Source organism: Thiovibrio sp. JS02 (assembly GCF_053485635.1).
This window is the reverse complement of sequence record NZ_CM130715.1, coordinates 1,926,442-1,938,103: the sequence shown is the minus strand read 5'-3', so window position 1 is coordinate 1,938,103 and position 11,662 is coordinate 1,926,442. Positions and strand designations below refer to the sequence as shown.

Here is an 11,662-nt window from a genome sequence, read left to right as displayed (position 1 = left end):
CACAAAATATTCAATTATCCAGGTTTTTTATATATACCAGCCATGTGGCCATGGTGACCGGTGGCAGCAGCCGTTGGTCGGATCCAACCGCAAGGCACCCGAATTTATGGATTTTCGGTGGTAATAGCGAGAGTGAAACACCCGTTCCCATTCCGAACACGGAAGTTAAGCCTCTCAGCGCCGATGGTACTGCCAGGGAAGCTTGGTGGGAGAGTAGGTCGCCGCCGATCCTCTTTTTTTAACCCTTCCCCTCAAAAGGAAGGGTTTTTTTTTGCCCGCTGGGCGTAAGTGTTCTTTCTTGCATACGTTGTCTGTTTTCGCAACTGGGGAGGAGATATGAACAATTCTGCTGTGATTGGCATTGTTTTAGCGGCAGGCAAGGGGACAAGAATGAAATCGGAGAAGCCCAAGGTTCTCCATGAGGTTTTCTTTGCCCCCATGGTTCATCACGTTCTTGACGCCCTCTCACCTCTATCCCTTGCCAAAACCATTGTCGTCACGGGGCACATGCACAGGCTTGTGGAAGAGGCGCTTGCCGACTACAGGCCAGCCTTTGTCTTTCAGGAGAAACAACTCGGCACCGGCCATGCTGTCCTGGCGTGCCAGGAAATGCTTTCATCCCATGCCGGCCCGGTTCTGATCCTTTGTGGCGACACCCCGCTCATCAGGCCGGAAACCCTGCGGGATTTTTTGGAAAGCCACAGGTGCAATGCTTCTCAATTGACCATCATGACGACGGAAGTAGCCGATCCGAGCCATTACGGTCGTATTCTTTCCGATTCCGCTGGCAATGTTCTCAGCATCGTGGAAGAAAAGGACGCCGGGCCGGAGCAGAAGAAGATCAGGGAAATCAATGCCGGCATTTATTGCGTCGATGCGGAGCTGCTGCTTTCTGCGCTCGTGCGGGTCGGCAGCGATAATAAACAGGGAGAGATTTACTTGACGGACATCGTCGGCATCGCGACCGCCGATGGAGTCAGGGTGCAGAAATATGTGTGCGAGGACAGCGGCGAGATATTGGGGGTCAATTCGCGGAGAGAGCTTGCTTTGGCACACCAGGCATTGCAGGCGCGCCACCTTGATTTTCTGATGGATTCCGGGGTAACCATTCCCCAGCCCCACAATGTTTCAATTGCCAAAACGGTTGTAATTGGCCGTGATTCCGTTATCCAACCCTTTGTTTTCCTGGCTGGGAAAACTGAAATCGGTTGTTCGGTAACCATCGATTCTTTCGTGAAGATCAACGACTGTCATATCGGCGATGGCTGCCAAATCGGCGCTTTTACCCATCTACGGCAGGAGAAGGTCCCCCCCCGAACGCAGATTCACTCCCCGCGGATTTGAGCAAAACTCTCAGCACCCTTTGCGTCGAGAGTGGTTTCCAGTGGTTGCCAAGCTCACTCTCCCCATACAAAGACCTTGACTTTCCTTTTGCCGAGGGATTAAATCGTAGGTCTGTCATCCGGCATTTTCCCCAGATGTGTCGTCCACTTTGCCGGGATATCTTGCTTCTTTTTGCCGCATCCAATTTACCTTGAGAAAATTAGCTATCCCCTTTGAATTATGGGAGAAGAGGAGTTCGTCATGGATTATGAGCAGGACCTTAAAAAGCTTGAAACCAATGTTGAGCGGTTGCTCAGCACCCTTGATACAGCCCAGGATGACCGGGTGAAATTGAAGGGTGATATTGCACGCCTTGAGCTGGCCAGGAAGGAACTTGAAGATGACGTGAAGCGTTTGAAGGAGGAAAAGAATCTTATCCATCAGCGCGTGACGGCGTTGATCGCGGCCATTGAGAAATGGGAGAAAGCAGGCGCCTCTGCCGGAGAAACCGCAGCCAAGGCAACTGCCGCGGTGGCAGGAAAAACGCAATCAGATCCGGTGCAGGGAGTTCTTGTTGGAAACTGATTGAAAACATATTGCCTTCAGGGTGTTATTCTGGTAACCCTTTCATTATTGGTGCATCGTGGAACGGTTGGTCAAATTTAAGGTGCTCGGCCAGGAATATCCGCTCTATACCGATGCCCCTGAGCAAGATGTGCAAGAGATTCTGCTCTTGGTGAAGTCCCAGCTGGAAAATGCCGGACACAACTCAGCGCATGTTTTGCCCGCAAACAAGATCGCCGTTCTGACGAGTTTGAATATCGCCAGTAAGTATGTGAAACTCAAAAGAGAATACGACGAATACAAACAGCGGGTTGAAGAGAAGATAAATTTACTCAGCGAAAGGATAGAGAAAAATTTTTAGTTGAGTACTAAGATTCCCCTGCCTTGCTAGTGATCTGGCAGAGTGTCTCGAGCCAACATTATTATTTAGAGCGACTTCGCTTCTTCTGGAAAGGAATCCGCTCCGGTGGAATTCCTTGAAGGGAGTACGAGTACCGCCCACCTAACGAAGTTAGGTTCGATGTCACTGCCAGACACTTCAATGGCGGGGGATTTATAGCCAATTATCTGCGCCGGGAATACCGGGGCGTTTTATATAGTTTTATTTGGGCAAAGGTCTTCTGATGTGCGGGAATCTTCGCAAGTATTCCTCAGGATCATGAAGATGTGAGAATTGTAATGTTCACTGCGTGGCTTCTTGTCAGGCAGGACTTGTGAATAGGGATTTTTTCGGTTTTTGGTGCTGTACAATCACACGACAGGAACGATTTTCCCCTCTCTTTTGGGGATATGATAGTAAAAAAGACAAAATACGGTCGTCTGAGGAAACAGCAACCCATCCCTGGTGGGCTGCTTGAAGCGGAAATCCCCCCTCACAGCATTTCTTTCTCCCCCCGAGCCCATAAAAGGTAACGGCTGTTGGGCTGTTATCATCTCGAGTCGGCAGCGCTCCCGTTTTCAGGGACAATGCCCCTCTCTTTCAGCATGAGCGCGTCATCGCCCATGGGCGGCGGTAGCGCTTTTCAAATAAATTCGCGCAGGAGGTTGGCTCCGTGACAGTACAGATAATCTTATCAGTTGTGTTTGGCATATGCGGCGGTGTCGGAATCGGTGTCTTGTTGCGCAAGAAATTCATCGAGGACCGGCAGGCAAATCTTGAGGAGCAGGGCAGAAAGCTCATCGAGAGTGCTTTGTCCGAAGCCGAGCAGATCAAGAAGGAAGCCTTGCTGCACAGCAAGGATGAAGCCTTTGCTCTCAAACAGGAAGCGGAAAAAGAGATCAAGGCGATCAAGAAGGACGTTGTTGAAGAGGAAAAGAAGCTCATTCAGAAGCTTGAGCAGATTGAAAGAAAGATCGATATCCTGGACAAACGTGAGATGGAGCTCCTGAAAAAGGAGCAGTCTTTTGCCAGGGAGGAAGAGGCCCTGGGGCGGAGGCAGAAGGAAATCGATAACATCGTCGAGGAACAGCGCTTTCAGCTGGAAAAGATTTCCGGCATTTCCTGCGATGAGGCCAAGAAACAGCTCATCGAGAGTATTGAGAGCGAAGCGCGGATGGAAGCGGCCAAAATGGTCGTCAAGATTGAAAACGAGATGAAAATGCAGGCCGATAAAAAGGCCAAGGACATTATCGCCCTGGCCATTTCCCGTTATGCCGGCGACTATGTCGCGGAAAAGACCGTTTCCGTCGTGCCTCTGCCCAACGAGGAAATGAAGGGTCGGATCATCGGCCGTGAAGGTCGGAATATTCGCGCCATCGAGGCTGCAACCGGCATTGATATCATCATCGATGACACCCCGGAGGCGGTAATCCTTTCCGGCTTTAATCCCGTGCGGCGCGAGATTGCCAGACAATCCCTTGAGCGGTTGATCACCGACGGCCGCATCCATCCCGCCCGGATCGAGGAGATCGTGCTCAAGGTTGGCGAGGAGCTTGAGGTGACCATGCGCGAGGCCGGCGAACAGGCGACCTTTGACGTGGGCGCGCACGGTGTGAACTTGGAGTTGATCAAGCTCCTGGGCAGGCTGAAATATCGAACCAGCTATGGCCAGAACGTATTGCAGCATTCCCTGGAGGTCGCCTTTCTCTGCGGAGTAATGGCGGCGGAACTCGGCATCGATGTGAAACGGGCCAAGCGTGCCGGCCTGCTGCACGATATCGGCAAGGCGGTTGACCACGAAATCGAGGGAAGCCATGCCAGCATCGGCGCGGATCTGGCCAAGAAGTATGGGGAGGCCTCTGACATTGTCCATGCCATTGCCGCCCACCATGAGGATGTGCCGCCGGAAAGCGTGCTCGATGTGCTGGTTCAGTCCGCAGACGCCCTTTCCGGGGCAAGGCCTGGGGCGCGCAAGGAAATGCTGGAATCCTATGTCAAGCGGCTTGAGGATCTTGAAAAAATCGCCAACTCCTTCAAGGGCGTTGAAAAATCCTATGCCATTCAGGCGGGTCGCGAGGTGCGCATCATTGTCGACAGCGGTATGATCAATGATGCCGAGGCAATGATCATCAGCAAGGATATCGTCAAGAAAATCGAACAGGAGCTGACCTACCCCGGTCAGATCCGGGTAACGGTGATTCGGGAAACCAGGGCCGTAGAGTACGCAAAATAGGATTAATCTCAGAAAGCTTGATGCCGAATTTATGAAGATTTCACTGGAAAAACAGGTAGAACTGATTGAGCGGGGGGCTGTGAACGTCATCTCCCGGGAAGACCTGCTCAAAAAACTTGCAAAGTCCAATGCCAGCGGGGTGCCCCTGAAGATCAAGGCCGGCTTTGATCCCACGGCGCCAGACCTGCACCTGGGTCACACGGTGCTCATTCAAAAACTCAAGCACTTTCAGGAGCTTGGGCATGATATCTATTTTCTGATCGGCGATTTTACCGGCATGATCGGTGATCCCACCGGGAAATCGGAAACGCGCAAGCCCCTGACCGTGGAACAGGTCAAGAAGAATGCCGAAACCTACAAGGAGCAGATCTTCAAGATCCTCGATCCCAAGAAGACCCGGATCGTTTTTAACAGCACCTGGCTCAACAAGCTGACGTCCCATGATTTTATTCGCCTGGCCTCCCATCTCACCGTGGCCAGAATGCTCGAGCGTGAGGATTTTAAGGTGCGCTTCGAGAACGAGCGGCCCATCAGCATCCATGAGTTTCTCTACCCGTTGATTCAGGGCTATGACTCGGTTTCCCTCAAGGCGGATGTGGAGCTCGGCGGTACGGATCAGCTCTTTAATCTGCTCATGGGCAGGGATCTGCAGCGGGTCTGGGGGCAGGAGCCGCAGGTGGTCATCACCATGCCGTTGCTTGAGGGGTTGGACGGCGTCAATAAGATGAGCAAATCCCTGGGCAACTATATCGGCATCGCGGAAAAAGCCGATGACATCTACGGCAAGGTCCTCTCCATCTCCGATGCCCTGATGTTCCGTTACTACGAGTTGCTGAGCGACCTTACCACCGAGGAGATCGCTGTGTTAAAGCAGGAGATGGAGGCCGGCCGGCTGCACCCCAAGGCGGTGAAGCAGCAGTTGGCGCGGGAGTTGACCGCCCGTTTTTACGACTTTCAGACCGCGCAGCTTGCCGAAGAGAACTTTGAAAAGGTTTTCAGGCAGCACGAAAATCCTGAGGATATGCCCGAGATCATCCTCGCTTCCGGAGCAGAAGGGTTCTGGTTGCCCAAATTGTTGGTGGAATCCCAGCTGGTGGCCGGGACCGGGGAAGCGCGGAGGATGATTCAGCAGAATGCAGTGACCATTAACGGCGACAAGGTGAATGATGTCGAGCATATGGTTCCGGCCGCGGGCGAGGTGATCCTCAAGGTCGGCAAGCGTCGTTTTTGCAAGGTGCGCTTCAGCTGAGTGGTAATGTTTTAAAATGAATCATAAAAAGGCGTCTGCTTGAATGCGGCGCCTTTTTTTATGGTTTTCACGAGTGGTTGCCTGACGCACTCTTTGGTAATTCCCTTGATTTTTCTACCTTTGCCGTAGGATGATTATCCATGTTACATCCAGCCGCAACGAATTGATTGCCGGCACGCCGTTCCATTCACCATCCAGCAAGGAGGATTTCATGAAAACGAACAGTATTGTCGTGTCCGTATTGGCATGCCTGTTGGCCGCAACTCCTGTTTTTGCCCAGGATGCTTCACATCATGGCGGAGCGCCTGAAAAACCTTCCCAAACAGCTACGCCGCCCGCGGGTGATGGACAGGGGATGATGATGGGCTCCGGTCTGATGGGGGGAGGCATGATGGGAGGAGGCATGATGGGGGGAGGCATGGGCATGGGGGGAGGCATGGGCATGGGGCCATGTGGCATGGGCGGGATGCTGCCCGGACTTGGCGACCTCAGCCCGGAAAACCAGCAAAAATATCTGAATGCAACCAAGGAGCTGCGCAAGAAACTGAACGACAAGCAGTTTGAATACGCCGAAGCGGCCCGTAACCCCAAGGCGGACAGGAAGGAGCTGTTGAAGAAGCGCAAGGAAATGTGGGAGATTCAGCACAAGATCCATGAACAGGCCTGGGAGTTCATGGGCGAATGATCGCAAGCGGGGATGCAGAAAAAAAGGCGGGTAACGGCATCCCGCCTTCTTTTCTGCAGTCAGTCAGGGCGCAGGAAATTGGGAGTCAGCCGTTCCCCCATTTCTCCTGGATTCGCCGAACCGCTTCCCGGACGTTTTCCCGCGAGCCGAAGGCGGATAGGCGAAAATAGCCTTCGCCGCTGGGTCCGAAGCCGCTGCCCGGAGTGCCAACCACATGGCATTCATTGAGGAGCTTGTCGAAGAAATCCCAGCTCGCCAGACCCCGTGGGGTTTTCAGCCAGATGTACGGGGCGTTCACTCCGCCGTAGCAGGTGATCTTGGCCGCGCTCAATCCTTCCCGGATCAGGCGGGCATTTTCCAGGTAAAAGGCGATGGTCTCCCGCACCTGTGGCCAGCCCTCGTCGGAATAGACCGCGGCGGCCGCCCGCTGGACAGGGTAGGAGACGCCGTTGAACTTGGTGCACTGTCTGCGGTTCCAGAGCCTGTTCAAGGCAACTTTTTCGCCGGAAACCGTAAGGGACTTGAGCTCCTCCGGCACCACGGTCAGGCCGCAGCGCACTCCGGTGAAGCCGGCGGTTTTGGAGAAGGAGCGGAACTCTATGGCGCAGCTTTTGGCGCCGGCAATCTCATAGATGGAGTGGGGTATACCTGGCTCGGTGATGAACGCCTCATATGCCGCGTCAAAAAAGATGACGGAGCCGTTGGTGTTGGCATAGTCGACCCAGGCCGCAAGTTCATCCCTGGTCGCGACCATGCCGGTGGGATTGTTGGGGTAGCAGAGATAGATGATGTCCACCTTTTCTTCGGGGATGGCCGGGGTAAAATTGTTCGCCTCGGTGCAGGGCATGTAGACGATGCCTTCGTAATAGCCTTTGGCATCGGCCTCGCCGCTGCGGCCGATCATGACATTGGTGTCGTTGTACACGGGGTAGACCGGATCGCAGATCGCCACCTTGTTGGCAAGGGAAAAAATATCCAGGATGTTGGCTGAATCACACTTGGAGCCGTCGGAGATAAAGACCTCGGAGGGATTGAGATCGACGCCCAACGGGTTATAGGACTTTTCGATGATGATCTTGCTCAGCCAGTCGTATCCCTGCTCCGGCCCATAGCCGTGGAAGGTTTCCCCACGGGCCAGATCGTCGACGCCCTCATGGAAGGCCTTGATCACAGCCGGCGCCAGGGGCCTGGTCACGTCGCCGATGCCGAGGCGGATCACCTTGGCTTCCGGATGACTGTCGACAAAGGATTTTACCCGGCGTCCGATTTCCGGGAAGAGATACCCGGCCTTCAGTTTCAGATAGTTTTCATTGATTAATGTCATCGCATTCTCCAACCATTCGTATTTACGCCAAAATACAGACGCGGTGCTTGCCGGCTCCCGCCAGCCGGGGGGCCGCCAAGTTCAGGGCTTGCTCGCGGCCATCACAGCGGAAGTGGTCCGGATTCGCCACGGTGCCTATGTGCAGCGTCGAAACGATTTAAGATTCAGTTTTCATTCTCCTTGCGGCCTGCACGGATTTCCGCAAAGGGTCTAAAAAAAATCCTGCCTTGCAGCCATGCAAGGCAGGATCGGTGAAACAGGCTTTGGTCAAGCCAACGATATTCTACTTCTTTTCAGGCTCAAGGGCCTTGGCGCGGCCTTCCAGGAATTTCCAGGATTTTTCCACGTCCTTCTGGCTCATCACCATAAGTTCCTCTGCGTGCTCCGGGTTCATCAGCTTCAGAGCCCGGTAACGGTTTTCATTCAAGGCATACTCTGCAAAAGGAATGGTCGGCGCCTTGCTGTCGAGGTGCAGCGGGTTCTTGCCTTCATCCTCCAGGGTCGGGTTGTAGCGGTAGAGCGGCCAATGTCCGCAGGCAACCGCTTTTTTCTGCTGGTCAAGTCCCTTGGCCATGTTGATGCCGTGGTTGATGCAGTGGGCATAGGCGATGATCAGGGAAGGACCATCATAGGCTTCAGCCTCGGCAAAGGCCTTGACCACCTGCTGCGGGTTGGCGCCCAGGGCGACCTTGGCCACATAGACGTTGCCGTAAGTGGAGAAGATCATGCCGATGTCTTTTTTGGGCATCTTTTTGCCGCCGGCGGCGAACTGAGCCGTGGCTGCGCGCGGGGTGGACTTGGACATCTGGCCGCCGGTGTTGGAGTAGACCTCGGTGTCCATGATCAGGACATTGACGTTCTCGCCGGAGGCAAGGACATGGTCCAGACCGCCGTAGCCGATGTCGTACGCCCAGCCGTCGCCGCCGAAGATCCAGACGGATTTCTTGACCAGATAGTCGGCGATGGGCAACAGGCGCTTTGCGGTTGCCGACTTGCTCTTGGCAAGGGTGTCTTTCAACTTGGCAACCCGGCCGCGCTGGGCCTCGATCTCGTCCTGGTTCTTCTGGGAGGCCTTGATCAACTCATCGGCCACCTTCTTGGTGATCAGTTTTTCCTCAACCGCCTTTTCGAGAAGCTCGGTGGCCTGGGCCGCGAACTTGTTCACGGTGTTGCGCATGCCAAGCCCGAACTCGGCGTTGTCCTCGAACAGGGAGTTTGCCCAGGCCGGACCACGGCCATCGGCGCGCTTGCAGTAGGGGGTGGTGGGCAGGTTCCCGCCGTAAATGGAGGAACAGCCCGTGGCGTTGGCTATCAACATCCGGTCGCCGAACATCTGGGTGGCCAGCTTGATGTAGGGGGTTTCGCCACAGCCGGCACAGGCGCCGGAGAACTCGAAAAGGGGCCGGAGCAGCTGGCTGCCCTTGACGGTGGAAGGATCGATATCCTTGTTGGCCACCTCGGGGAGCGCCAGGAAGAACTTCACGTTGGCGGCTTCCTGCACACGGAGTTTTTCGTTGTTCTCCACCATCTTCAGGGCTTTTTCCTTGGCCGGGCAGGCATCGACGCAGAGGGTGCAACCGCAGCAGTCTTCGGTGAAGACCTGGACGATGGCCTTGCTGCCCTTGAACTGGGCACCCACCGCCTCGGCGCTCTTCATGCTCTTGGCGGCTTTTTTGAGGTCCGCGGATTTGACGATCTTCAGGCGGATGGCCGCATGCGGGCAAACCAGGGAGCAACGGCCGCACTGGATGCAGTTGGCCGGAATCCACTCGGGCACATGCACGGCGATGTTGCGCTTTTCATACTGGGTGGTGCCGGTGGGCCAGGTGCCGTCATTGGGCATCTGGGAGACCTTGATCTGGTCACCCTTGCCCTCGATCATCTTGGCGGTGACTTCCTTGACAAAGTCGGGAGCCTCGGCGGGAACGACCGGCGGCTTCGCATGACCGTCAGCGCTCTTGGGCATCTTGACCTCGACGATGTTGTTCACTGCCGCATCAACGGCGCCGTAGTTCATGTTGACGACCTTGTCGCCCTTCTTGCCGTAAGTCTTCTTGATCGCGTCCTTGATGGCCTTGATCGCTTCGGCTTTGGTGAGAATGCCGGAGATCAGGAAGAAGGCGGTCTGCATGATCATGTTGATGCGGGCCCCAAGGCCGATGGCTTCGGCAAGGCTGATGGCATCGATGATGTAAAACTTGGCCTTCTTGGCGAGCAGGTCCTTCTGGACCACGGCGGGCAACTGCTTCCAGACCTGATCCTTGTTGTAGGTGGTGGTGAGCAGGAAGGTGCCGCCGGTTTCCAGGTTGGAAAGCATGTCGTACTTGTCAAGGAAGGTGAAGTTGTGGCAGGCCACGAAGTTCGCCTTGTTGATCAGGTAGGGGGCCACGATCTTGTTCTTGCCGAAACGCAGGTGGCTGGTGGTGATGGAGCCGGACTTCTTGGAATCGTAAACAAAGTAGCCCTGGGCGTTGTTGGGGGTTTCGGTACCGATGATCTTGATGGTGTTCTTGTTGGCGCCGACGGTGCCGTCCGCGCCCAGACCGAAGAACATGGCCCGGTAGACGTCCTTGCCCTCGATGTCGAATGAGGAGTTGTACTTGAGGCTGGTGCGGGCCACGTCATCGTCGGGGCCGACACAGAAGTGGTTCTTCGCTTTCTTGGCCGCCATGTTGTCGAAAACCGCCTTGACCATGGCCGGGGTGAACTCGGCGGAACCCAGGCCGTAACGGCCGCCCAGGATGGAGGGGGCCTTCTTCAGGGTGCCGGCCTCAACCGCCTCGCCAACCGCTGCGCGGATGTCGAGGTAGAGGGGTTCGCCGGCGGAACCCGGCTCCTTGGTGCGGTCGAGCACGGTGATGCGCTTGACCTTCTTGGGCAGGGCCTTGATCAGGGCGGCGGAGTCAAAGGGCCGGAAGAGGCGGACAACCACCAGGCCGAGCTTCTTGCCCTTCTTGATGAGGTGCTCGACCGTGGCGGCCACGGTTTCGGCGCCAGAGCCCATCATGATGACGACGTCCTCGGCATCCGGGGAGCCGTAGTAATCAAAGAGATGGTATTTACGGCCGGTGAGTTTGGCAAATTTGTCCATGGTCTTCTGGACGATGCCGGGGGTGGCGTTGTAGAATTTGTTGACGGTCTCGCGGCCGGTGAAGTAGACGTCGGGGTTCTGGGCGGTGCCGCGCATCATGGGGCGGTCCGGGGAAAGGCCGCGCTCGCGGTGGGCGACGACCAGATCCTCGTCGATCATCTTGCGCATGTCGTCAAAGGTAAGCTGTTCGATCTTCTGGATCTCGTGGGAGGTCCGGAAGCCGTCAAAAAAGTGCATGAAGGGGATGCGGCTCGCCAGTGCCGCCTGGGTGGCGATCAGCGCCATATCCTGGCACTCCTGCACGTTCTGGGAGCAGAGCATGGCCCAGCCGGTTTGGCGGGCGGCCATGACGTCACCATGGTCACCGAAGATGGAGAGACCCTGGCAGGCGATGGAGCGGGCGGTGATATGGAAAACGGTGGGGGTCAGCTCGCCGGCCAGTTTGTACATGTTGGGGATCATCAGGAAGAGGCCCTGGGAGGCGGTGAAGGTGGTGCAGAGCGCGCCGGTGGTCAGGCTGCCGTGCAGCGCCCCCGCGACGCCGCCTTCGGACTGCATCTGGGTCACAACCGGGATGGAACCCCAAATGTTCTCCTGCCTGGCGGTTGCCTTGGTATCGGACTCCGCCGCCATGGGCGTAGAGGGGGTGATGGGGTAGATCGTTATGATCTCGCTGGTGGCATAGGCCACGTGGGTACATGCCTGATTACCATCAATGGTGACCATTTTCCGGGACATAGACTCATCTCCTTCCATTTTTCATTGGTTAATATGTTGTAAAATTCCGGTCAGTTATCCCCTGTTGTAATCCATG

The 11,662-nt window shown here is 55.6% G+C and carries 8 protein-coding genes, 1 rRNA gene and 1 other RNA gene; 8 read left to right on the top strand and 2 right to left on the bottom strand.

The annotated features are described in order from the left end of the window. The first annotated feature begins 113 nt into the window (after positions 1–113). The 8 genes from rrf to ACUUL3_RS08945 all read left to right on the top strand — a co-directional run bounded on the left by rrf (position 114) and on the right by ACUUL3_RS08945 (position 6,433). Positions 114–230, top strand: a 5S ribosomal RNA gene (gene rrf / locus ACUUL3_RS08980). A 106-nt stretch (positions 231–336) separates the two neighbouring features. Continuing rightward, the gene (locus tag ACUUL3_RS08975) at positions 337–1,344 is read left to right on the top strand and encodes a bifunctional UDP-N-acetylglucosamine diphosphorylase/glucosamine-1-phosphate N-acetyltransferase GlmU (RefSeq protein ID WP_448550642.1); all 1,008 of its coding nucleotides are present in this window, start codon (positions 337–339) and stop codon (positions 1,342–1,344) included. Between the two features lie 240 nt (positions 1,345–1,584). After that, positions 1,585–1,908 (top strand): hypothetical protein, encoded by a 324-nt coding sequence (locus ACUUL3_RS08970; RefSeq protein ID WP_448550641.1) that lies wholly within the window; start codon positions 1,585–1,587, stop codon positions 1,906–1,908. A gap of 58 nt (positions 1,909–1,966) precedes the next feature. Further along, complete coding sequence (locus tag ACUUL3_RS08965; RefSeq protein WP_448550640.1) at positions 1,967–2,248, top strand: cell division protein ZapA; 282 nt, start codon at positions 1,967–1,969, stop codon at positions 2,246–2,248. 12 nt (positions 2,249–2,260) lie between these two features. Next, a non-coding RNA gene (gene ssrS / locus ACUUL3_RS08960) (6S RNA) lies at positions 2,261–2,442 on the top strand. Between the two features lie 497 nt (positions 2,443–2,939). Beyond that, complete coding sequence (gene rny / locus ACUUL3_RS08955) at positions 2,940–4,499, top strand: ribonuclease Y (RefSeq protein WP_448550639.1); 1,560 nt, start codon at positions 2,940–2,942, stop codon at positions 4,497–4,499. A 37-nt stretch (positions 4,500–4,536) separates the two neighbouring features. Further along, on the top strand, positions 4,537–5,748 hold the full coding sequence (gene tyrS, locus ACUUL3_RS08950) for a tyrosine--tRNA ligase (RefSeq protein WP_448556462.1): 1,212 nt from the start codon (positions 4,537–4,539) through the stop codon (positions 5,746–5,748). 163 nt (positions 5,749–5,911) lie between these two features. Then, entirely contained in the window at positions 5,912–6,433 is a 522-nt protein-coding gene (locus ACUUL3_RS08945; RefSeq protein ID WP_448550638.1) for a hypothetical protein, read from the top strand. Positions 6,434–6,518: 85 nt separating this feature from the next. Here ACUUL3_RS08945 and ACUUL3_RS08940 read toward each other — a convergent pair whose 3' ends face one another. Together ACUUL3_RS08940 and nifJ are read right to left on the bottom strand one after the other, a co-directional pair. Continuing rightward, positions 6,519–7,757, bottom strand: a complete 1,239-nt coding sequence (locus ACUUL3_RS08940) for an LL-diaminopimelate aminotransferase (RefSeq protein ID WP_448550637.1) — start codon at positions 7,755–7,757, stop codon at positions 6,519–6,521. 283 nt (positions 7,758–8,040) lie between these two features. Beyond that, the gene (gene nifJ, locus ACUUL3_RS08935; protein WP_448550636.1) at positions 8,041–11,586 is read right to left on the bottom strand and encodes a pyruvate:ferredoxin (flavodoxin) oxidoreductase; all 3,546 of its coding nucleotides are present in this window, start codon (positions 11,584–11,586) and stop codon (positions 8,041–8,043) included. Between the last annotated feature and the right edge of the window lie 76 nt (positions 11,587–11,662).

What these genes read in the sequence shown, in the direction of transcription:
- ACUUL3_RS08970 (WP_448550641.1), top strand. Translation starts at nt 1,585, where the DNA reads ATGGATTATGAGCAGGACCTTAAAAAGCTTGAAACCAATGTTGAGCGG.
- nifJ (WP_448550636.1), bottom strand. Translation starts at nt 11,586, where the DNA reads ATGTCCCGGAAAATGGTCACCATTGATGGTAATCAGGCATGTACCCAC.
- ACUUL3_RS08940 (WP_448550637.1), bottom strand. Translation starts at nt 7,757, where the DNA reads ATGACATTAATCAATGAAAACTATCTGAAACTGAAGGCCGGGTATCTC.
- ACUUL3_RS08975 (WP_448550642.1), top strand. Translation starts at nt 337, where the DNA reads ATGAACAATTCTGCTGTGATTGGCATTGTTTTAGCGGCAGGCAAGGGG.